Below are 22,255 nucleotides of genomic sequence, written 5' to 3'. Positions count from 1 at the left end.
CACCATGGCGCCCATGACCGGCCCCACCCTCGCCCTCCACCTGCGCCTCGACGGCGTGACGGACAAGGACGGCTTCCTCGACCGCTGCGCCCGGGACCTGCGCTTTCCCGACTGGTACGGGCGCAACTGGGACGCCCTTGCCGACTGCCTCACGGATCTGTCCTGGTGGGCCGAGGGCCGCGAGCCCAGCGGCTGTCTGCTGGACATCCAGGGCTGGCTCGCCTTCCGCGACGCGGACCCCGACGCCGCCGCGATCGCGGCGGACATCCTGGCCGACGCGGAGGCGTACTGGGCGACGCAGGGACGGCCCCTGGTGGTGCGCTACGACGACGGCCCCTGACACCCGACGCACGACGTACGACGCACCAGACGCCGACATACGACGCGGGGCGTGCACCGACCTGCCGTCGATGCACGCCCCGCGCGGAAGTCCGGCCCAGGGAGGGGGAACCTCAGAACCAGTTGCGCTTGCCGCCGACCTGGGCGAGCCACTGGTTCAGATACGCGGCCCAGTCGGTGTCCTGGAAGGTCGCCAGGTTCATCGTGAACGACCGGTAGGTGTCACTGCCCTCGGTGAACAGCCCCGGCTTCTTGTCCATCTCCAGCACCACGTCCATCTCGCGGTCGTCCGCGACGAAGGACAACTCCACCTGGTTCAGCCCCCGGTACTGCTCCGGGGCGTAGAACTCGATCTCCTGGTAGAAGGGCAGCCGCTGCCGGGTCCCACGGATATGCCCCTGCTCCAGGTCGGCGCCCTTGAACCGGAAGCCGAGCGAGCCGAAAGCGTCCAGGATCGCCTGCTGGGCGGGGAGCGGATGCACATTGACCGGGTCCAGATCGCCCGAGTCCACCGCGCGCGCGATCGCCAGCTCCGTGGTCACCCCCACGTTCATACCGGTCAGGTGCCGGCCCAGGAACATGGTGATCGGGGTCTCCCACGGGATCTCCAGGCCGAACTGCACCGCGTGCACCGCACCCGGCTGTAGCTCGAACGCGCCGCCCAACTGCTGCCGGGTGAACTCCACGTTCCGCTTGAACTCCTGGTCGTCCCGCTCCACCTCGACCCGGGCCTGCAAGCCGACCGAGAGCGCCTCGATCTGCTGCGCGACCGAGCCGCCCTGGATCCGGACCTCGCCCTGCACAATGCCGCCCGGGACGACGTTCTCCTCGGTCAGTACCGTCTCCACCGAAGCGCCACCGGCACCCAGACTCGCGAGCAGCTTCTTGAAGCCCATGTTCTCCCTCTCAAGGACGCGACTGCGTCTTGACCTGATCGCACTCGATCACTGTTGACACCTAGGAACGCGAAACAGCCATGGACGGTTCCGCAGCTCATACCCTTCCAGCGGACCGGCGCCGCCTCCAACCACCGGTGCATATCTGTTCCACTACGCTCGGGCCGCGTGACAGCAGGACCTGACCGCGAGCCCCTCGACCGCGCCTTCTTCGACCGACCCGTTCTCGAGGTCGCGCCCGATCTCCTGGGCCGCGTCCTGGTGCGGCGCACCCCGGACGGACCGATCGAAGTGCGCCTGACCGAGGTCGAGGCGTACGCGGGCCCGGCCGACCCCGGCTCGCATGCCTACCGAGGCCGCACCGAGCGCAACGCCGTGATGTTCGGCCCCCCGGGTCATGCGTATGTCTACTTCACCTATGGCATGTGGCACTGCCTCAATGTGGTCTGCGGACCGGAGGGCCATCCCAGCGGGGTGCTGCTGCGCGCGGGCGAGGTACGGCATGGCCATGAGTGGGCCCATCGGCGCAGGCCGAAGGCGCGTAACGACCATGAGCTGGCCAAGGGCCCGGCCCGGCTGGCCACGGCCCTGGGCGTGGACCGCCGGCTGGACGGCAGCGACCTCTGCGCGGGCAACGCTGCCCCGCTCTCCATACTCACCGGCCACCCCGCCCGGTCCGACCAGATCCTCAGCGGCCCGCGCACCGGGGTGGGCGGCGAGGGCGCAACTCACCCCTGGCGCTTCTGGATCGACGGCGAGCCCTCGGTCAGCCCCTACCGGGCGCATACCCCGCGTCGCCGGAATGCGACGCGCCGTCAGGTCGGAACTTGACTCTGCTGGACGGGACGCCTAACGTAGCCCGAGCCGCTTGAGACGGGCAGCGCTGTCGGCACGATCGCAAGGTCGAGTCACAGTAGCCCCGGAGCGGCCAACCACTAACGACAACTCCCGAACAGGGTCCTATTTCGCTGCGCGAAATTAAGACCCGGGGCTCCGATTAGGAGCTGAGCGGGAAATTGGCTAAAGTAGTGGACACGCCGGAAGGCGCGAAAGACCCCGCTCCAGCAGGGGGCCGGAAACGGAATTCGGACCGGAAACGGAACGGAAAACGGATCTGGTAAGGTTGGAAACACCGAAGGGAAGCGCCCGGAGAAACCGGTGAAACGGTTTCGAAGGAAGCGTCCGTTCCTTGAGAACTCAACAGCGTGCCAAAAGTCAACGCCAGATATGTTGATACCCCGTCCATCTCGGACGAGGTTCCTTTGGAAAATACACAGCGAGGACGCTGTGAGCGGACTGGATTATTCCTCTGGTCTGCTCCGCTCTCGTGACTGTGTTGCCGGGATATCCCGGAAGCATTCACGGAGAGTTTGATCCTGGCTCAGGACGAACGCTGGCGGCGTGCTTAACACATGCAAGTCGAACGATGAACCGGTTTCGGCCGGGGATTAGTGGCGAACGGGTGAGTAACACGTGGGCAATCTGCCCTGCACTCTGGGACAAGCCCTGGAAACGGGGTCTAATACCGGATATGACACGCTCCCGCATGGGATGTGTGTGGAAAGCTCCGGCGGTGCAGGATGAGCCCGCGGCCTATCAGCTTGTTGGTGGGGTGATGGCCTACCAAGGCGACGACGGGTAGCCGGCCTGAGAGGGCGACCGGCCACACTGGGACTGAGACACGGCCCAGACTCCTACGGGAGGCAGCAGTGGGGAATATTGCACAATGGGCGAAAGCCTGATGCAGCGACGCCGCGTGAGGGATGACGGCCTTCGGGTTGTAAACCTCTTTCAGCAGGGAAGAAGCGAGAGTGACGGTACCTGCAGAAGAAGCGCCGGCTAACTACGTGCCAGCAGCCGCGGTAATACGTAGGGCGCAAGCGTTGTCCGGAATTATTGGGCGTAAAGAGCTCGTAGGCGGCTTGTCGCGTCGGATGTGAAAGCCCGGGGCTTAACTCCGGGTCTGCATTCGATACGGGCAGGCTAGAGTTCGGTAGGGGAGATCGGAATTCCTGGTGTAGCGGTGAAATGCGCAGATATCAGGAGGAACACCGGTGGCGAAGGCGGATCTCTGGGCCGATACTGACGCTGAGGAGCGAAAGCGTGGGGAGCGAACAGGATTAGATACCCTGGTAGTCCACGCCGTAAACGTTGGGAACTAGGTGTGGGCGACATTCCACGTCGTCCGCGCCGCAGCTAACGCATTAAGTTCCCCGCCTGGGGAGTACGGCCGCAAGGCTAAAACTCAAAGGAATTGACGGGGGCCCGCACAAGCGGCGGAGCATGTGGCTTAATTCGACGCAACGCGAAGAACCTTACCAAGGCTTGACATACACCGGAAACATCCAGAGATGGGTGCCCCCTTGTGGTCGGTGTACAGGTGGTGCATGGCTGTCGTCAGCTCGTGTCGTGAGATGTTGGGTTAAGTCCCGCAACGAGCGCAACCCTTGTTCTGTGTTGCCAGCATGCCTTTCGGGGTGATGGGGACTCACAGGAGACTGCCGGGGTCAACTCGGAGGAAGGTGGGGACGACGTCAAGTCATCATGCCCCTTATGTCTTGGGCTGCACACGTGCTACAATGGCCGGTACAATGAGCTGCGAAGCCGTGAGGTGGAGCGAATCTCAAAAAGCCGGTCTCAGTTCGGATTGGGGTCTGCAACTCGACCCCATGAAGTCGGAGTCGCTAGTAATCGCAGATCAGCATTGCTGCGGTGAATACGTTCCCGGGCCTTGTACACACCGCCCGTCACGTCACGAAAGTCGGTAACACCCGAAGCCGGTGGCCCAACCCTTGTGGGGGGAGCCGTCGAAGGTGGGACTGGCGATTGGGACGAAGTCGTAACAAGGTAGCCGTACCGGAAGGTGCGGCTGGATCACCTCCTTTCTAAGGAGCGCATAGCCGACTGCGAGCAAGTGTCTCGCACGGTTTGCTCATGGGTGGAACGTTGACTATTCGGCATCGTCTGGATGCTCTTCTCTGTCAGTACTGCTTCGGCGTGGAACACAGAGTGAGCGGAGAGAGGGTGTTGGGCACGCTGTTGGGTGTCTGAGGGCACGGGCTGGAAACACGCTCGTCCTTCGGCCGGTCCCGGTGAACCATGCGGTGAGTGTGGGTGACGGGGTACGGGTCGTTGTTTGAGAACTGCACAGTGGACGCGAGCATCTGTGGCCAAGTTTTTAAGGGCGCACGGTGGATGCCTTGGCACCAGGAACCGATGAAGGACGTGGGAGGCCGCGATAGGCCCCGGGGAGCTGTCAACCGAGCTTTGATCCGGGGGTGTCCGAATGGGGAAACCCGGCAGTCGTCATGGGCTGTCACCCATACCTGAACACATAGGGTATGTGGAGGGAACGCGGGGAAGTGAAACATCTCAGTACCCGCAGGAAGAGAAAACAACCGTGATTCCGGGAGTAGTGGCGAGCGAAACTGGATGAGGCTAAACCGTATGTGTGTGATACCCGGCAGGGGTTGCGCATGCGGGGTTGTGGGAGTGCTCTTGATCGGTCTGCCGGCTGGTCGGTGAGTCAGAAATTGTTGATGTAGGCGAAGGGCATGCGAAAGGCCCGGCGTAGAGGGTAAGACCCCCGTAGCTGAAATGTCAGCAACTTGCTTGAGTATTTCCCAAGTAGCACGGGGCCCGAGAAATCCCGTGTGAATCTGGCGGGACCACCCGCTAAGCCTAAATATTCCCTGGTGACCGATAGCGGATAGTACCGTGAGGGAATGGTGAAAAGTACCGCGGGAGCGGAGTGAAATAGTACCTGAAACCGTGTGCCTACAAGCCGTGGGAGCGTCGCGCAGGGATTCGTCTCTGCGTCGTGACTGCGTGCCTTTTGAAGAATGAGCCTGCGAGTTTGCGGTGTGTTGCGAGGTTAACCCGTGTGGGGAAGCCGTAGCGAAAGCGAGTCCGAATAGGGCGTTAGAGTAGCGCGCTCAAGACCCGAAGCGGAGTGATCTAGCCATGGGCAGGTTGAAGCGGAGGTAAGACTTCGTGGAGGACCGAACCCACCAGGGTTGAAAACCTGGGGGATGACCTGTGGTTAGGGGTGAAAGGCCAATCAAACTCCGTGATAGCTGGTTCTCCCCGAAATGCATTTAGGTGCAGCGTCGTGTGTTTCTTGCCGGAGGTAGAGCACTGGATAGGCGATGGGCCCTACCGGGTTACTGACCTTAGCCAAACTCCGAATGCCGGTAAGTGAGAGCGCGGCAGTGAGACTGTGGGGGATAAGCTCCATGGTCGAGAGGGAAACAGCCCAGAGCATCGACTAAGGCCCCTAAGCGTACGCTAAGTGGGAAAGGATGTGGAGTCGCAGAGACAACCAGGAGGTTGGCTTAGAAGCAGCCATCCTTGAAAGAGTGCGTAATAGCTCACTGGTCAAGTGATTCCGCGCCGACAATGTAGCGGGGCTCAAGCGTACCGCCGAAGTCGTGTCATTGCAGCATGTGGTCCAACGACCGTTGTGATGGGTAGGGGAGCGTCGTGTGCCGGGTGAAGCAGCCGTGTAAGCGAGTTGTGGATGGTTCACGAGTGAGAATGCAGGCATGAGTAGCGATACACACGTGGGAAACGTGTGCGCCGATTGACTAAGGGTTCCTGGGTCAAGCTGATCTGCCCAGGGTAAGTCGGGACCTAAGGCGAGGCCGACAGGCGTAGTCGATGGACAACCGGTTGATATTCCGGTACCCGCTTTGAAGCGCCAACGTCGAACCAGGCGATGCTAAGTCCGTGAAGCCGCCCTGATCTCTTCGGAGTTGAGGGGAGTGGTGGAGCCGACGGTCCAGACCTGTAGTAGGTGAGTGATGGGGTGACGCAGGAAGGTAGTCCAGCCCGGGCGGTGGTTGTCCCGGGGTAAGGGTGTAGCCCGAGGAGTAGGTAAATCCGTTCCTCATTCAAGGGTGAGACCTGATGCCGAGCCGATTGTGGTGAAGTGGATGATCCTATGCTGTCGAGAAAAGCCTCTAGCGAGTTTCATGGCGGCCCGTACCCTAAACCGACTCAGGTGGTCAGGTAGAGAATACCGAGGCGTTCGGGTGAACTATGGTTAAGGAACTCGGCAAAATGCCCCCGTAACTTCGGGAGAAGGGGGGCCATTGCTGGTGATGGGATTTTCTCCTTGAGCTGGTGGTGGCCGCAGAGACCAGCGAGAAGCGACTGTTTACTAAAAACACAGGTCCGTGCGAAGCCGTAAGGCGATGTATACGGACTGACGCCTGCCCGGTGCTGGAACGTTAAGGGGACCGGTTAGTCACATTTCGGTGTGGCGAAGCTGAGAACTTAAGCGCCAGTAAACGGCGGTGGTAACTATAACCATCCTAAGGTAGCGAAATTCCTTGTCGGGTAAGTTCCGACCTGCACGAATGGCGTAACGACTTCTCGACTGTCTCAACCATAGGCCCGGTGAAATTGCACTACGAGTAAAGATGCTCGTTTCGCGCAGCAGGACGGAAAGACCCCGGGACCTTTACTATAGCTTGATATTGGTGTTCGGTTCGGCTTGTGTAGGATAGGTGGGAGACTGTGAAGCATTAACGCCAGTTAGTGTGGAGTCATTGTTGAAATACCACTCTGGTCGTGCTGGATGTCTAACCTGGGTCCGTGATCCGGATCAGGGACAGTGTCTGGTGGGTAGTTTAACTGGGGCGGTTGCCTCCTAAAGGGTAACGGAGGCGCCCAAAGGTTCCCTCAGCCTGGTTGGCAATCAGGTGTTGAGTGTAAGTGCACAAGGGAGCTTGACTGTGAGACCGACGGGTCGAGCAGGGACGAAAGTCGGGACTAGTGATCCGGCGGTGGCTTGTGGAAGCGCCGTCGCTCAACGGATAAAAGGTACCCCGGGGATAACAGGCTGATCTTCCCCAAGAGTCCATATCGACGGGATGGTTTGGCACCTCGATGTCGGCTCGTCGCATCCTGGGGCTGGAGTCGGTCCCAAGGGTTGGGCTGTTCGCCCATTAAAGCGGTACGCGAGCTGGGTTTAGAACGTCGTGAGACAGTTCGGTCCCTATCCGCTGTGCGCGTAGGAGTCTTGAGAAGGGCTGTCCCTAGTACGAGAGGACCGGGACGGACGAACCTCTGGTGTGCCAGTTGTTCTGCCAAGGGCATGGCTGGTTGGCTACGTTCGGGAGGGATAACCGCTGAAAGCATCTAAGCGGGAAGCCTGCTTCGAGATGAGGACTCCCACCCACTTGATGGGTTAAGGCTCCCAGTAGACGACTGGGTTGATAGGCCAGATATGGAAGCCGGGTAACTGGTGGAGTTGACTGGTACTAATAGGCCGAGGGCTTGTCCTCAGATGCTCGCGTCCACTGTGTGGTTCCCGGGTTGCGAACAGTCGCACCGGTGAATCAGTTCCACTTGACTTAATTGAAAAGTGTGCTTGTTCGCTAGAACCCGATAGGGTTTCGGTGGTCATAGCGTTAGGGAAACGCCCGGTTACATTTCGAACCCGGAAGCTAAGCCTTTCAGCGCCGATGGTACTGCAGGGGGGACCCTGTGGGAGAGTAGGACACCGCCGAACAATCTTTCAAGGACCCTTGGTCCCAGCGGCATGCTGGGACCAAGGGTCCTTTTTGTTTTTGCTGGGCCCGCATCGGTGTGACTGGTGCGGGAGAATGGCTGAAGTACATGAAGACAGGAGTCACGCCGATGTCCACCAACTCTCCCGACGACCGGTCGGGCCGCGAGCCGCGTCGCCGGGACGCCGGCGACCGGCGGGACGTCCGCGGCTCGGGACCGCGCCGCGATGGCGATCGTGGTGGTTTCCGGCGTGATGACCGCCGTGACGAGCGCCGTGATGATCGGCCCCGTGGGCCGCGTCGCGATGATGACCGTGGTGGGTTCCGCCGCGATGACCGTCGAGACGATCGCCGGGATGATCGCCGGGACGACCGGCCCCGTGGGCCGCGTCGGGACGATGACCGCGGAGCCCGCCCGGGCGGCTTTGGGCGCCGCGACGACCGGGGCGGGGGCGGCCGTCCCACCGGCCGTTACGAGCGTCGGGACGACCGGCGTGATGACCGTCGGGACGACCGGCCGGGCGGGCCGCGCAGGGACGACGACCGCGGCGGGTTCCGCCGTGATGATCGGCGTGATGACCGGCCGCGCGGGCCGCGCCGCGATGACGATCGTGGTGGGTTCCGTCAGGGTCAGGGCGGTTTCCGTCGGGACCGTGACGATCGGCCGGGCTTCCGCCGGGACGATGACCGTGGTGGCTACCGTCGTGATGACCGTCGCGACGACCGGCCGGGCGGCCCTCGTCGTGACGACAACCGTGGCGGGTTCCGCCGGGACGATCGGCGTGATGACCGGCCGGGCGGCCCGCGCCGCGATGACGACCGCGGTGGCTACCGGCGTGATGACCGGGACCGTGGCGGCCGGGACGACCGGCCTTCGTACCGCCGTGAGGACGACCGCGGTGGGTTCCGCCGGGATGACCGTCGTGACGACCGGGCTTCGCACCGCCGTGACGACGATCGCGGTGGGTTCCGTGGTGGAGACCGTCGTGCCGACGATCGTGGTGGTTTCCGGCGTGATGACCGCCGTGACGAGCGGCCGGGCGGTCCGCGCCGGGACGACGACCGCGGCGGGTTCCGCCGTGACGACCGTCGAGACGACCGTCCGCGTGGGCCTCGCCGCGATGATCGGGACGGTGGCTTCCGGGGTGGTCGGGATGACCGCGGGCCGCGTCGTCCGTACGGCCAGGGCGGGGGCCGCGACGACCGTCGCTCCGGCGGCGCCGGGGGCTACGGACGCCGTGACGACCGCGCCGGGGGCTACGGACGCCGTGACGACCGTGCCGGAGGCTATGGCCGCCGCGATGAGCGCGGCCGGGACCGCGACCGCGAGCCGATCAAGCGGCTGCCGATCCCCGATGACGTCACCGGCGAGGAGATCGACAAGAGCGTGCGGCAGGAGCTGATGAGCCTGCCGAAGACCCTCGCCGAGGACGTCGCCAGGAACCTCGTCATGGTCGCCAAGCTGCTGGACGACGAGCCCGAGCAGGCGTACCAGTACGCGCGCGTCGCCCTGCGGCTCGCCTCCCGAGTGGCCGCCGTGCGCGAGGCCGCGGGCTTCGCCTCGTACGGCGTCGGGAAGTACTCCGAGGCGCTCGCGGAGTTCCGCGCCGCGCGCCGGATGACCGGCAACTCCGACCTGTGGCCGGTGATGGCCGACTGCGAGCGCGGCATGGGCCGTCCCGAGCGGGCGCTGGCCATGGCCGGTGAGCCGGAGGTGCAGAAGCTGGACCGGGCCGGTCAGGTCGAGATGCGGATGGTGGCCGCCGGCGCCCGGCGGGATATGGGCCAGGCCGACGCCGCCGTGGTCACCCTCCAGAGCCCGGAGTTGGCCTCGCATTCCATCCAGCCGTGGACCGCCCGGCTGCGTTATGCGTACGCCGACGCGCTGCTGGCGGTCGGCCGCGAGGACGAGGCCCGCGAGTGGTTCGCCAAGGCGCTCGAGGCGGATCAGGGCGGGACCACGGACGCCTCGGACCGGCTCGCCGAGCTGGACGGGGTCGAGTTCGTGGACGCGCTGGACCCCGAGCAGGAGGCGGACGAGGCCCTCAAGCCGGTCGCGGAGCCCAAGGTCGAAGACGTCGAAGAGGCCGAGGTCGAGGAGCTCCAGTCCGACGAGGAGCCCGAGACCGTCGAGTCCGAGGTCGTCGAGCCCAAGGACGCTGAGGACGAGGTCGTCGAGCCCGAGGCTGCCGACGACGAGGTCCAGGGCGACGACGTCGAAGACCCGGCCGAGGGCGCCGAACCGGCGGCGGAGGCGAAGTCCGAGGAGCGGGGCGGGCGGCCCGAGAAGGACGGCGGCGAGAGCTGATGTCATGAGTGGGGCGGGATCCCGGTTCGGGGTTCCGCCCCACTCGTATGTCCGCGGCCGAAGGAAGGGCTCAGCCCAGCGTCAGGCTCCGCAGCACCAGCCCCGTCGCCGGCTTCGGCCCGAAGGACGTCGACTTGTGCGGCATCGCGATGCCCTGCCGCGCCAGTTCGTGCACGATGTCCTCGCCCACCGAATGCATGAGCACCGCCGTGCCGCCCAGCCGCTCCGCCTGTTCGACGGCTGCCGCCGGGTCGTGGATGTAGCCGATGTGCTCGGGGGTGTCCGGGACGTTCCACAGATCGTCCAGCAGGGCGTGGTGGAGCACCGTCGCGTCCAGCGTCCGCCATGCCTCCGGTCGTCCCTCGGGAACCGTACGGGCCAGCAGTTCCGGATCCGGCCGGTCCAGGAGGTGGAAGCGGCCGTCCCCGGCCAGCAGGAAGGCGTTCGGCGCGCCGGGCTCGGCGCGGGCCGCCTCGGCCGTCTCGGCGAGTGTCTCCAGGGCGCGCGGCAGCGGGCCGTCGATCGTCCGTACCCGGAACGCGCGCCGCGCTGCCGTGAGCGCGTCGTCCGGCGGCAGTTGGCGGAGCAGCCGGTGGATGGCCCGGACGCGGAGGGGGTAGCGGGCGGTGTCGACGAGCAGGACGAGGCCGAAGTCCCAAGGGCCGGGCTCCTGGCGCTCCTCGCGCAGCCGCAGATAGGTGGCCCAGCGGTGGTGGCCGTCGGCGATGAGGGCCTGGTGGTGGCGGAGGTCGGCGGAGACCGCCACGAGGTCGGCGGGGTCCGTGACCCGCCACAGATGGTGGTCGACGCCGTCCTCGGTGGTCGTGGAGAGCAACGGCTCGCGCTGGATGGCGCTTTCGATGACCCGCGCGGCCCCGCCGGTGCCCGCCCCGCCAGTGCCCGGCCCGGCGGCTCCGTTCCCCGAAGTCCCCTTGCCGTTGCCGTTGCCGCGGTAGGCGAGCAGCAGCGGCTCCAGATGGGCGGCCGTCGCGCGCATCAGATCGGCCCGGTCCTCGACGACATGCGGCATGACCTCCTCGTGGGGGAGGACGATGCCCTCCTCGCGGGGGCTCAGCCGCAGCGCGCCGATCAGCCCGCGCTGGAGGGTGGGGCCGTCGCGCTGTTCGTAGACATAGAGCGCGGGTTCGGGGTCCGGGGCGAGTACGCCGTCCGCCTGCCAGCGGCGCAGCGTCTCGGCGGCCTGGCGGTGGCGGGCCTCCGGGGAGTCCGCCTGCGGCAGGATCAGCCGGACGATGTTGTAGGGGTCCGCCGTCTCGAGTTGCCGCAGGCCCTCGGGCCGTACGACCACGTCGTAGGGCGGTGAGGTGACGGCGGCGAGGCTGCCGACCCGTTCCGCGACATAGCGCAGCCCCCGGAAAGGGGTGAGCTGGAGACCTTGTCCGCCAGGCCCTGGAATGCTCATCAGTGAATGTTATGCCCCGCGCGGCGATACGCGATGATCGGGGGAGAAGCGCACAGATCAGCGAGGAGCTGCCGCCATGAACCAGCCCGTCCGCACCCGGCCCGAGTCCAGTCGGCAGGCGTTGAACGAGGCGTACGACACGGCCCTGCTGGACCTCGACGGGGTGGTGTACGCGGGCGGCGAGGCCATTGACCATGCCGTGGAGTCGCTGGGCACCGCGCGGGACGCCGGGATGCGGCTGGCGTATGTGACCAATAACGCGCTGCGGACGCCGGAGGCGGTGGCCGAGCATCTGACGCGGCTCGGGATGCCCGCCGCCACCGACGATGTGATCACCTCCGCGCAGGCGGTCGCCCGGCTGATCTCCGAGCAGTTGCCCAAGGGGTCGCGGGTGTTGGTGATCGGCGGGGAGGGGCTGCGGGTGGCGCTGCGCGAGCGCGGGCTGACGCCGGTGGACTCGGCGGACGACGACCCGGCGGCGCTGGTACAGGGGTACGGCGGGCCGGACATGCCGTGGTCGCGGCTGATGGAGGCCGGGTACGCGGTGGCGCGCGGGGTGCCGTGGTTCGCCTCCAACCTGGATCTGACGATTCCCAGCGGGCGCGGGATCGCCCCGGGCAACGGCGCGGGGGTGGAGGTCGTGCGCATCGTGACGGGCAAGACCCCGCAGGCCGCGGGGAAGCCGCTGCCGCCGATGCACCGGGAGACGATTCTGCGGACCGGCGCCCAGCGGCCGCTGGTGGTCGGGGACCGGCTGGACACCGATATCGAGGGCGCGTACGCGGGCGGCGTGGACTCGCTGCTGGTGCTGACCGGGGTGACCACGCCCGCGGGGCTGCTGGCCGCCGAGCCCGGGCACCGGCCGACGTATGTGGACCGCGACCTGCGGGGGCTGCTCACCCCGCAGCCGGAGGTGGCGCACGACGGGGCGTCCGGCGGTTTCCGGTGCGGGGGTTGGGCAGCGCGGGTCGTCCAGCGCGAGCTGGTGCTTGAGGGCGAGGGCAAGGAGCCGCTGGACGGTCTGCGGGCACTGTGCGCGGCGGCGTGGTCCGCGGCGGGGGACGGTGTGAGCGAGGCGGACGCGGGGAAGGCGCTGGCCCGGCTGGGGTGGTGAGCCGGGCTCGCGCTCCGGGGCACCCGTACGCATGCGACCAGCGGGACTTAGGGTAACCTAACTTGAGTCCTGATCGGCCGTGCTGTGAGGTGGAGTTCCGCGTGACCCTGGTCAGTCCGGCGAAAGCCGGGACCGAGACAGCGAGCGCGCCGCCCCGGCGGCGCACCGCGGGCCGTGCGACCGGCCTGGTCGCCTCCCTGGGCGTGCTGCTGGCGATCGCCGCGGCGTCCATCGCGATCGGCGCCAAACCGATTCCGCTGGACCAGGTGTGGCACGGGCTGTTCCACTACACCGGCAGCGACACCGATGTGGTGATCCGGGACGTACGGCTGCCGCGCACCATCCTCGGGCTGCTCGTCGGGGTCGGCCTCGGTCTCGCGGGCGCGGTCATCCAGGCCCTCACCCGCAACCCGCTCGCCGACCCCGGGCTGCTGGGGCTGAACGCGGGCGCGTCCGCCGCCGTCGTCTCGGCCATCAGCTTTCTCGGCGTCACCTCCCTGACCGGCTATGTGTGGTTCGCGTTCCTCGGCACCGCCGTCGTCTCCGTGCTGGTGTACGCGCTCGGCGGCAGCCGGAGCGCCACCCCGGTGCGGCTCGCGCTCGCCGGTACGGCGGTGTACGCGGCGCTCTACGGCTACGTCAACGCCGTTCAGTTGCTGGACAGCGCGGCGCTCGACAAGATGCGCTTCTGGACGGTCGGTTCGCTGGCCTCCGCCAATATGACCGTGGTCCGGCAGGTGACCCCGTTCCTGCTGATCGGTGCGGTGCTCGCGCTCGCGCTCGGCCGTTCGCTCAACGCGGTGGCGCTCGGCGACGACACGGCGCGTGCGCTCGGCACCAACCTCAACCGCACCCGGGCGCTGTCGATGGCCGCCGTCACCCTGCTGTGCGGGGCCGCGACCGCCGCCTGCGGGCCGATCGCGTTCGTCGGGCTGATCGTGCCGCATCTGGTCCGTGCGATCACCGGGCCCGATATGCGCTGGATCCTGCCGTACGCAGCCGTGCTCTCGCCGGTTCTCCTGCTGGGCTCCGATGTGCTGGGGCGGCTGGTCACCCGGCCCGCCGAACTCCAGGTCGGCATCGTCACCACGTTCATCGGCGGGCCCCTGTTCATCTACCTCGTACGCCGCCGAAGGATGGCCCAACTGTGAACGCCAGCAAGCGCACCAGCAAGCGCGGGACGCGCGGGGTCACGCTGCGCACCGCCGGACTCTCGCTGCGCCTGGACGTCCGCGGCGCGGTCGTGGGGCTGCTGCTGCTCGTCGTGGCGCTGGCGATGAGCGTGGTCCTGATCGGCACCGGCGACTTCCCCCTCGCCCCCGCCGATGTGCTGCGCACCCTGGCCGGAAACGGCACCGTGGCCCAGGACTTCATCGTCAACGAACTGCGGCTGCCGCGAATCCTGGTGGGGCTGCTGGTCGGCGCGGCCCTCGGGGTGGCCGGGGCGATCTTCCAGTCCATCTCCCGCAACCCGCTGGGCAGTCCGGACGTGCTCGGCCTCGGCCAGGGCTCCGCGGCCGGGGCGCTCACCGTGATCGTCCTCCTCAAGGGCGATCCGACCGAGGTCGCCATCGGCGCGCTCGGCGGCGGCCTGCTGACCGGGTTCGCGGTCTACACGCTGGCCTGGCGGCGCGGCGTGCACGGATACCGGCTGGTGCTGGTGGGCATCGGCACGTCCGCGATGCTCACCGCCGTCAACGGCTATCTGCTCACCAGGGCCGACATCCTGGACGCGACCCGCGCGGTGGTGTGGATCGCCGGATCGCTCAACGGGCGGGACTGGGCCCAGGTGTGGCCGCTGGCGTGCGTCTGCGCGGTGCTCCTGCCCGTGGTCCTCGGGCAGGCGCGGAACCTGCGGATGCTGGAGATGGGCGACGACAGCGCGTACGCCCTCGGGGTGCGGGTCGAGCGGACCCGGCTGGTGCTCATGTCCACGGCCGTCGTGTTCACCGCCGCCGCCACGGCCGCCGCCGGGCCCGTCGCCTTCGTGGCACTCGTCGTCCCGCAGCTCGCCCGCAGGCTCACCCGCTCGTCCGGGCCCAACCTGCTCCCCGCGGCCTGGATGGGCGCCGCCCTGCTGGTCACCGCCGACTGGGCGGCCCAGCGGGCCTTCGGCGCGGACCAGCTTCCGGTCGGGGTGCTCACCGGGATGCTGGGCGGGGCGTATCTGCTGTGGCTGCTGGTGACTGAGCGCAGGGCGGGGCGGATATGACGGCTGGGGTGGGTTTGCCGATGGAGCGGGTTGGGCGCCGCTGGGTGGATAGGGCGCTGGGGCCCGGTATGGCGCTGGGTGGATAGGGCGCTGGGGCCCGGTATGGCGCTGGGGCGGATATGACGACTGTGGGCACGACCCGGACGGAAGGCGACATGGACAAGGACACCCGGCAGACCGTGGCCGACGGCGGCAGCGGGAGTGACGGCCGGAGCGACAGCGGGCGCGGTGGCGGTAGCGGGAGCGACACCGCTCAGGGGCGGCAGCGGCTCATGGCGGAGGGGCTGACCCTCGCCTACGACCGGCGTACGGTCGCCGAGAAGCTGTCCGTGACCATCCCCGACCACTCCTTCACGGTGATCGTCGGGCCGAACGCCTGCGGCAAGTCGACCCTGCTGCGCGCCCTGTCCCGGATGCTCAAACCGGTGGCCGGATCGGTGCTGCTGGACGGGCAGGCGATCGGCGCGATGCCCGCCAAGAAGGTCGCCCGCACGCTCGGGCTGCTGCCCCAGTCCTCGATCGCCCCGGACGGGATCACCGTCGCCGATCTGGTCGCCCGCGGCCGCTATCCGCATCAGGGGCTGCTGCGGCAGTGGTCGGAGACGGACGAGCGGATCGTCGACGAATCGATGGCGGCGACCGGGGTGGCGGAGCTCGCCGATCGTTATGTCGACGAATTGTCCGGCGGGCAGCGTCAGCGGGTATGGATCGCGATGGCCATCGCCCAGCAGACCCCGCTGCTGCTTCTCGACGAGCCCACGACCTATCTGGACATCCAGCACCAGATCGATGTGCTGGACCTGTGCGCCCAGCTTCACGAGGAGCAGGGCCGTACCCTCGTCGCCGTTCTGCACGACCTGAACCACGCCGCCCGCTACGCCACCCATCTGATCGCGATGCGGGGCGGCGAGGTCGTCGCCGAGGGGGCGCCGGCGGACGTGGTCACGGCGGAACAGGTGGAGCGGGTCTTCGGGCTGCCGTGCCAGGTGATCGACGACCCGGAGACGGGGACGCCGCTGGTCATCCCGGCCGCCCGCCGGTCGCGTACGGCACGGGCCGGGGCGCCTACGCCGCTGGCGGGCGCGGTGAGCGAGTCCTGAGGGGCCGGGGCTCGGGCCGCGCGGCGGGGGCGCGGCCGGGTGGGTGTCCGCGCCCGTGAGCCGGGGCGCCCCGGGCGGCGGAGCGCTCCGCTGGAAGTGCCGCGATGCGTCGTCGGCCGACCGCGGCGCCGTCGTGGCTGGTCCCACGCGGCGGAGCCCGCGCATCGACACAGCCGCGGCGGAGCCGCGCATCGACACAGCCCCGCGCCCCTTCGGGGCGCTGCCCGAACCGTGGCGGACTTCCTCCGACCTGCTTAGAGCAGCTTCCGCAGTCGCAGCAGGTCGCGCAGCCCGGCCTCGAGCTTGATCCGGCCGCTGCCCCACGCCCGTGCGAAGTGCAGCTCACCGGCGACCAGGGCCACGAGGTCGTCTCCGGTCATCGCCAGCCGGATCTGCGCGCGCTCGGCGGGCGGGCCCGGCTCGGTCGTCACATCCTCGATCCGGCTGTTCACGAGACGGCCGGCGAAGGTGGTGTCCAGGTCGGTGATCCAGCAGCTCACGGAGCGATCGAGCGCGGCAGCGCTGCGCAGGTCCCCGTTCGCGCTCGTGAGGTTCTCCGCCAGTTTGTCGAGTGCGCTGCGGCACTGTTCCAAGGTCGCCATCGCGGATGACGTTACCCCAGGTCTCGTACGTCGGAGAACGAGGGATTCGCGGTAGCGTCGGGGCCATGAGCGAGCCGATGTCGGCCGGATGGCCCGGCCCACAGCCCGATACGGCGGCCGAGCGGGCCCAGGAAGCCGCTCCCGGGCCGTTCCCGGGGGCTGGTGTGGCGCCCGGTGCGGACGCGGGACCGGCCACGGTTCCGGGTGGGGCCGCGGGGGTGGAGCCCGGGCCCGGGACGGGGCGGGAAGAGCCGCCGGAGCCGGTGTCGGGTGCGACGGTGGAGGGGGTGCCGGAGCCGGTGCCCGAGCCCGTGCCGGAGCCGCCCGGTCCCGCCGAACCGGCCCCGCTCGGCGTGGACCGTACGCCCACCGGCGTCCCCGAGGTGGACGCCCGGCTCGACCGGCTGGCCGACGCCGACCACCTCGAGACGAGCGGGCATCTTGAGGTGTACGAGGATGTCCACGGGGGTCTTCGCGACACGCTGACAGCACTCGACCGGCGTCCCGGCCCCCCGGCGCCCGGCCCCCGGCCCCCGTCCGCCGCGTAGCCGGCTCCGTCGGCTGGGCAAGCGGCCCCGTCCGTTACGCAGACGACTTCCTCCGCTACGCGAAGACCTCATCCGCATCCGCTACATGAACGACCTCAGGAGCTGAACCACCCGTGGCAGTGACCCGCCCACGACGCGTACGACTCGACGCCGAGCTGGTGCGCCGCAAGCTGGCGCGTTCGCGTGAGCATGCGAGCCAGCTCATCGCCGCGGGCCGGGTCACCGTCGGCGGAGCGGTGGCGACCAAACCGGCCACGCAGGTGGAGACCAGCGCGGCCGTCGTCGTGATCGAGGACGACAGTGATCCCGATTACGTCTCGCGTGGTGGCCACAAGCTCGCGGGGGCGCTGTACGCGTTCAGCGAGGAGTACCGGGAGGGTGTGGGCGCGGGGCAGGACTCCGGGGTCCGCCCCTCTGGTGCCGGGTTGAAGGTCGCCGGGCGGCGGGCGCTGGACGCGGGCGCGTCGACCGGGGGCTTCACGGACGTCCTGCTGCGTGCGGGCGCCGCGCGGGTGCTCGCCGTCGACGTCGGCTACGGCCAGCTCGCCTGGTCCCTCCAGAGCGATGAACGCGTCAGCGTTTACGACCGTACAAACGTACGCGAGCTGACACTTGAGGGGATTGGTGGGGAATCGGTGGACCTGGTGGTCGGCGACCTCTCCTTCATCCCGCTCGGGCTGGTACTGCCCGCCCTCGTGCGGTGCGCGGCGCCCGACGCCGATCTGGTGCTGATGGTCAAACCACAGTTCGAGGTCGGCAAGGAGCGGCTGGGCAGCGGGGGAGTGGTCCGCAGTGCCGAACTGCGCGCCGAGGCGGTGCGCACGGTGGCCGGGCGGGCGGCGGAACTCGGACTGGGCGTGCTGGGCGTGACCGCCAGCCCGCTCCCGGGGCCGTCGGGCAATGTCGAGTACTTTTTGTGGATGCGCGCCGGGGCGCCGGCACTGGACCCGGCGGATGTTGACCGTGCAGTGGCGGAGGGGCCCAGTTGACCACTTCAGAAGCAGCGCAGGAGAAGGAAGCAGCGCCGGTGTCCGAGACGGCGGCGGCTGAGGCGGCTATGCCCGGGACGGTGCATGTGCCGTTCACGCAGGCGGCCGAGCCGACGGCGGACCGCACTGTCTTCCTGCTTGCGCACACCGGCCGCCCGGCGGCCATCCGCAGCGCCGAACTGGTCGTTCAGGGGCTGCTGCGCAGCGGTATCGGGGTGCGGGTGCTCGCGGCCGAGGCCGCGGACCTGCCGCTGCCACCCGCTGTCGAGCGCGTCGACGCGGGCCGTGACGTGCTGAACGGCTGTGAGCTGCTGATCGTGCTCGGCGGGGACGGGACGCTGCTGCGCGGAGCGGAGTTCGCCCGGGTCTCGGGTGTGCCGATGCTCGGGGTGAACCTCGGGCGGGTGGGCTTCCTGGCCGAGGCCGAGCGGGACGACCTCGACAAGGTCGTGGACCGGGTGGTGACCCGGCAGTACGAGGTCGAGGAGCGGATGACGATCGATGTGCTCGTCCGCAACGACGGGCACATCGTGCACACGGACTGGGCGCTGAACGAGGCGTCGGTCGAGAAGGCGGCGCGTGAGCGGCTGCTCGAGGTCGTCACGGAGGTCGACAACCGGCCGGTCTCGCGCTTCGGCGGCGATGGCGTGGTCTGCGCGACCCCGACCGGCTCGACGGCCTACGCGTTCTCGGCGGGCGGGCCGGTGGTGTGGCCCGAGGTGGAGGCGCTGCTGATGGTGCCGATCAGCGCGCATGCGCTGTTCGCCAAGCCGCTGGTGACGTCGCCGAAGTCGGTGCTCGCGGTGGAGGTGCAGCCGCAGACTCCGCATGGGGTGCTGTGGTGCGACGGCCGCCGCACGGTGGAGCTGCCGGCGGGGGCACGGGTGGAGGTGCGGCGGGGCGCGGTACCGGTGCGGCTGGCCCGACTCCACCATGCGTCGTTCACGGACCGCTTGGTCGCCAAGTTCGCGTTGCCGGTGGCGGGGTGGCGGGGGGCGCCGCACTAGCGATCCAGCCTCTCCGGCGTTTGAGGAGCGGGGTCCGGGGCGGGGGCTTTTCGCCGGAGGCGCCCGCCGCCCGCACCGGGCATCTGTGCGGGTCGCCCCCACAAGTGGCGCCCCTTCGTCGCATCGCACCGGCCAAACCTCGTATGGTCGTGCACGTGCTGGAGGAGATGCGGATACGTGCGCTGGGCGTCATCGACGACGCGGTCGTCGAGCTGTCGCCCGGCTTCACCGCGGTGACCGGTGAGACCGGCGCGGGCAAGACCATGGTCGTCACCAGCCTCGGGCTGCTGCTGGGCGGCCGGGCCGATGCCGCCCTGGTGCGGATCGGGGCCAAGGCGGCGGTCGTCGAGGGGCGCATTACGGTCGACGCCCGTTCGGCGGCGGCCGTAAGGGCCGAGGAAGCGGGGGCCGAGCTCGAGGACGGCGTGCTGCTGATCAGCCGTACGCTCTCCGCCGAGGGGCGGTCGCGCGCCCATGTGGGCGGCCGGTCGGTGCCCGTGGGGCTGCTGGGCGAGCTGGCCGACGATCTGGTGGCCGTGCACGGCCAGACCGATCAGCAGGGCCTGCTGCGGCCCGCCCGCCAGCGGCAGGCGCTGGACCGGTACGCGGGGGACGCGGTGTCCGGGCCCCTGGAGAAGTACGCGGGGGCCTATCGCCGGCTGCGCGCCGTCTCGGCCGAGTGGGAGGAGCTGACCACGCGGGCCCGCGAGCGGGCTCAGGAGGCGGATCTGCTGCGGTTCGGGCTGGAGGAGGTCGCGGACGCCGAGCCCCGGCCCGGTGAGGACGTGGAGCTGGCGGCCGAGGCCGAACGGCTGGGGCACGCCGAGGCCCTGGCGTCCGCCGCCGCCCTCGCGCACGCCGCCCTCGCCGGGAACCCGGAGGACCCGGAGGGCGTGGACGCCGCCACCCTGGTCGCGGGCGCCCATCGCGCCGTGGAGGCCGTGCGCTCCCATGACTCGGCGCTGGCCGGGCTCGCCGACCGGATCGGTGAGATCGGCATCCTGGTGTCCGATGTGGCCGGGGATCTCGCGGGGTACGCCGACAACCTCGACGCCGACCCGATCCGCCTGGGTGCCGTCGAGGAGCGCCGCGCCGCGCTGGCGCAGTTGACCCGTAAGTACGGCGAGACCATCGCGGACGTGCTGGCCTGGGCGGAGCAGGGCGCCGCCCGGCTGGCCGAACTCGACGGCGACGACGACCGCATCGGCGAGCTGGCCGCCGAGCGCGACGCGCTCCGCGCCGAGCTGGGCGAGCTGGCGCAGACGCTCACCGACGCCCGTACGGAGGCGGCGGGGCGCTTCGCGGAGGCGGTCACTGCCGAGCTGGCCTCGCTGGCGATGCCGCATGCCCGGGTCACGTTCGCGATTCACCAGACCGAGACGGAGGCGGACGGCATCGAGGTGGGCGGCCGCGCGGTGGTTTTCGGGCCGCATGGCGCCGATGAGGTCGAGCTGCTGCTCGCCCCGCATCCGGGCGCCCCGCCCCGGCCGATCGCCAAGGGTGCCTCCGGGGGTGAGCTGTCCCGGGTGATGCTCGCGGTGGAGGTCGTCTTCGCGGGCTCGGACCCCGTACCGACGTATCTCTTCGACGAGGTGGACGCGGGTGTCGGCGGTAAGGCGGCGGTCGAGGTGGGCCGCCGGCTGGCCAAGCTCGCGCGTTCCGCGCAGGTCGTGGTGGTCACCCATCTGCCGCAGGTCGCGGCGTTCGCCGACCGGCATCTGGTGGTCGAGAAGACCAACGACGGGTCGGTGACACGCAGCGGGGTCAAGGCCATGGAGGGCGAGGACCGCGTACGGGAGCTGTCGCGGATGCTCGCGGGCCAGGAGGACTCCGAACTCGCGCGGGCGCATGCGGAAGAGCTTCTGGAGGCGGCACGAGCGGGGCGCTGACCTTCACCCGAAAGGGTGGTACCGCGGACGTACGGGCGAGCTCGGGGTAGACGTCGCCGGGGAGCGTTGCGACGAGGGTTCGGCGAGTGCTGGCATCCTTGGGCGGTCCCTCCGTTTCGCCCCGACACCGTCTCAGGAGCTCCGCCCGCGTGAGCAGTACCGTGAGTAGCACCCCGGTCCCGCCGCTCGGGCAGCCGTCGCTGCACGCCGTTCAGGTGCTGGGCGGCGGAAGTTCGGGCAGCGGGGTGCATGTGCGGTCGCTGTCGGCCGGACTGGTGGCGCGCGGCCTTCGGGTGACCGTGTGCGGGCCCTGGAGCGCCGAGCGGGGCTACGGCTTCACCCAGACGGGAGCGCGGTTCACCGGGCTCGACGCCCTGACGGGCGCCGGAAGCATGGCGTCGCTGCGCAGGGCCACCCTCGGAGCGGCCCTGGTGCACGCCCACGGGCTGCGCTCGGGGCTGCTGGCCGCGGTGGCGCTGCGTGGCCGGAATGTGCCGCTGATCGTCACCTGGCACACCCGGGTGGATGCCGAGGGCGCGCGGGCCCGTCTCGTCGGGCTGATGGAGCGTCGGGTGGCGCGGGCCGCCGCGATCGTGCTGGGGGCCTCCTCGGATCTGGTGGAGCGGGCCAGGGCCCGCGGCGCCCGCGACGCGCGGCTCGCCCCGGTCGCGGTGCCCGCACCGCGCCGGGCAGCGGAGCCGGGCGATGGCCGCCGCCAGAAGGCGCGGGCCGAACTGGGCGTGGTGGAGCGGCCGTTGCTGGTCACGGCGGGCCGGCTGGAGGCGGTGGCCGGACACGGCCCGCTGCTGGACGCGGCGCGGCACTGGCGCGCGCTGGATCCGCGGCCGCTGCTGGTGGTGGCGGGGGAGGGGCCGGACCGCGCGGTGCTCCAGCGCCGGATCGACCTGGAGGGGCTGCCGGTGCGGCTGCTGGGCCGGCGTGAGGATGTGCCCGGGCTGCTCTCCGCGGCCGATGTGGCGGTGCTTTCCAGCCGCTGGGAGGCGCGCTCGCTGCTGGCCCAGGAGGCGCTGCACGCGGGGGTGCCGCTGGTGGCCACGGCGGTGGGCGGGGTGCCGGAGCTGGTCGGGGACGCGGCCGAACTCGTCCCGTACGGCGATCCGGAGGCGCTGGCCGAGGCGGTGACCGGGCTGCTCGCCGATCCGGTGCGCCGGGTGGAGCTCGCCGCGGCGGGGCGGGCGCGGACGGCCGACTGGCCGACGGAGGACGACACCGTCGCCCATGTCCTCAGCGTCTACGATGAGTTGGTGCAGACCTTTCTGCGTGAAGGGGTTGACGGGCCCGGTCGTTGATCG

General features: G+C 69.1%; 16 protein-coding genes and 3 rRNA genes. 16 read left to right on the top strand and 3 right to left on the bottom strand.

Annotation, left to right across the window (positions count from 1 at the left end; all coding sequences use genetic code 11):
- The first annotated feature begins 13 nt into the window (after positions 1 to 13).
- Positions 14 to 340 (top strand): barstar family protein, encoded by a 327-nt coding sequence (locus tag ACK1X7_RS12960; protein ID WP_237298815.1) that lies wholly within the window; start codon positions 14 to 16, stop codon positions 338 to 340.
- 112 nt (positions 341 to 452) lie between these two features.
- Here ACK1X7_RS12960 and ACK1X7_RS12955 read toward each other — a convergent pair whose 3' ends face one another.
- On the bottom strand, positions 453 to 1,235 hold the full coding sequence (locus ACK1X7_RS12955; protein ID WP_211126325.1) for a sporulation protein: 783 nt from the start codon (positions 1,233 to 1,235) through the stop codon (positions 453 to 455).
- Positions 1,236 to 1,403: 168 nt separating this feature from the next.
- Here ACK1X7_RS12955 and ACK1X7_RS12950 point away from each other — a divergent pair, with 168 nt between their 5' ends.
- The 6 genes from ACK1X7_RS12950 to ACK1X7_RS12925 all read left to right on the top strand — a co-directional run bounded on the left by ACK1X7_RS12950 (position 1,404) and on the right by ACK1X7_RS12925 (position 10,058).
- Positions 1,404 to 2,066 (top strand): DNA-3-methyladenine glycosylase, encoded by a 663-nt coding sequence (locus ACK1X7_RS12950; RefSeq protein WP_413115113.1) that lies wholly within the window; start codon positions 1,404 to 1,406, stop codon positions 2,064 to 2,066.
- Between the two features lie 527 nt (positions 2,067 to 2,593).
- Positions 2,594 to 4,120 (top strand): 16S ribosomal RNA (locus tag ACK1X7_RS12945).
- 283 nt (positions 4,121 to 4,403) lie between these two features.
- Positions 4,404 to 7,525, top strand: a 23S ribosomal RNA gene (locus ACK1X7_RS12940).
- A 110-nt stretch (positions 7,526 to 7,635) separates the two neighbouring features.
- Positions 7,636 to 7,752: ribosomal RNA gene (rrf, locus tag ACK1X7_RS12935) — 5S ribosomal RNA — on the top strand.
- Together the 16S, 23S and 5S rRNA genes form the textbook arrangement of a ribosomal RNA operon.
- A gap of 225 nt (positions 7,753 to 7,977) precedes the next feature.
- Positions 7,978 to 9,153: a hypothetical protein gene (locus ACK1X7_RS12930; protein ID WP_413115112.1), complete on the top strand. Its 1,176-nt coding sequence runs from the start codon at positions 7,978 to 7,980 to the stop codon at positions 9,151 to 9,153.
- The gene (locus ACK1X7_RS12925; RefSeq protein ID WP_413115111.1) at positions 9,138 to 10,058 is read left to right on the top strand and encodes a tetratricopeptide repeat protein; all 921 of its coding nucleotides are present in this window, start codon (positions 9,138 to 9,140) and stop codon (positions 10,056 to 10,058) included. The genes ACK1X7_RS12930 and ACK1X7_RS12925 overlap by 16 nt, the downstream gene beginning before the upstream one ends.
- A gap of 70 nt (positions 10,059 to 10,128) precedes the next feature.
- Here the strand turns inward: ACK1X7_RS12925 and ACK1X7_RS12920 are convergent, their stop codons facing one another.
- Positions 10,129 to 11,481 (bottom strand): DUF1015 family protein, encoded by a 1,353-nt coding sequence (locus tag ACK1X7_RS12920; RefSeq protein WP_413115110.1) that lies wholly within the window; start codon positions 11,479 to 11,481, stop codon positions 10,129 to 10,131.
- Between the two features lie 76 nt (positions 11,482 to 11,557).
- Here ACK1X7_RS12920 and ACK1X7_RS12915 point away from each other — a divergent pair, with 76 nt between their 5' ends.
- From ACK1X7_RS12915 to ACK1X7_RS12900, 4 genes are all read left to right on the top strand, one after another.
- On the top strand, positions 11,558 to 12,595 hold the full coding sequence (locus tag ACK1X7_RS12915) for an HAD hydrolase-like protein (protein WP_385142915.1): 1,038 nt from the start codon (positions 11,558 to 11,560) through the stop codon (positions 12,593 to 12,595).
- A 101-nt stretch (positions 12,596 to 12,696) separates the two neighbouring features.
- Positions 12,697 to 13,746 carry a FecCD family ABC transporter permease gene (locus ACK1X7_RS12910; protein WP_014059724.1) on the top strand — a complete coding sequence of 350 codons (1,050 nt, stop codon included), beginning with the start codon at positions 12,697 to 12,699 and terminating at the stop codon, positions 13,744 to 13,746.
- Positions 13,743 to 14,807, top strand: coding sequence for a FecCD family ABC transporter permease (locus tag ACK1X7_RS12905; protein WP_413115109.1), 1,065 nt, complete (start codon positions 13,743 to 13,745; stop codon positions 14,805 to 14,807). The genes ACK1X7_RS12910 and ACK1X7_RS12905 overlap by 4 nt, the downstream gene beginning before the upstream one ends.
- Positions 14,808 to 14,962: 155 nt before the next feature.
- Positions 14,963 to 15,907: an ABC transporter ATP-binding protein gene (locus ACK1X7_RS12900; protein ID WP_385142922.1), complete on the top strand. Its 945-nt coding sequence runs from the start codon at positions 14,963 to 14,965 to the stop codon at positions 15,905 to 15,907.
- 254 nt (positions 15,908 to 16,161) lie between these two features.
- Here the strand turns inward: ACK1X7_RS12900 and ACK1X7_RS12895 are convergent, their stop codons facing one another.
- Positions 16,162 to 16,509 (bottom strand): sterol-binding protein, encoded by a 348-nt coding sequence (locus ACK1X7_RS12895; protein ID WP_385142924.1) that lies wholly within the window; start codon positions 16,507 to 16,509, stop codon positions 16,162 to 16,164.
- 65 nt (positions 16,510 to 16,574) lie between these two features.
- Between ACK1X7_RS12895 and ACK1X7_RS12890 the strand changes: the two genes are divergently transcribed.
- The 5 genes from ACK1X7_RS12890 to ACK1X7_RS12870 all read left to right on the top strand — a co-directional run bounded on the left by ACK1X7_RS12890 (position 16,575) and on the right by ACK1X7_RS12870 (position 22,252).
- Positions 16,575 to 17,057 (top strand): hypothetical protein, encoded by a 483-nt coding sequence (locus ACK1X7_RS12890; RefSeq protein ID WP_385142927.1) that lies wholly within the window; start codon positions 16,575 to 16,577, stop codon positions 17,055 to 17,057.
- Positions 17,058 to 17,176: 119 nt separating this feature from the next.
- Positions 17,177 to 18,046: a TlyA family RNA methyltransferase gene (locus ACK1X7_RS12885; RefSeq protein WP_385142979.1), complete on the top strand. Its 870-nt coding sequence runs from the start codon at positions 17,177 to 17,179 to the stop codon at positions 18,044 to 18,046.
- A gap of 68 nt (positions 18,047 to 18,114) precedes the next feature.
- The gene (locus tag ACK1X7_RS12880) at positions 18,115 to 19,053 is read left to right on the top strand and encodes an NAD kinase (RefSeq protein ID WP_385142982.1); all 939 of its coding nucleotides are present in this window, start codon (positions 18,115 to 18,117) and stop codon (positions 19,051 to 19,053) included.
- Between the two features lie 143 nt (positions 19,054 to 19,196).
- Positions 19,197 to 20,942, top strand: coding sequence for a DNA repair protein RecN (recN, locus tag ACK1X7_RS12875; protein WP_216347723.1), 1,746 nt, complete (start codon positions 19,197 to 19,199; stop codon positions 20,940 to 20,942).
- Between the two features lie 149 nt (positions 20,943 to 21,091).
- Entirely contained in the window at positions 21,092 to 22,252 is a 1,161-nt protein-coding gene (locus ACK1X7_RS12870; RefSeq protein WP_385142929.1) for a glycosyltransferase family 4 protein, read from the top strand.
- Positions 22,253 to 22,255: the final 3 nt, after the last annotated feature.

Origin of the sequence: Streptomyces sp. CY-1, assembly GCF_047218265.1 — a bacterium.
Lineage (GTDB): Bacteria > Actinomycetota > Actinomycetes > Streptomycetales > Streptomycetaceae > Streptomyces > Streptomyces niphimycinicus.
The sequence above is the reverse complement of the archived record's forward strand: the minus strand, read 5'-3'. Positions and strand labels throughout refer to the sequence as shown.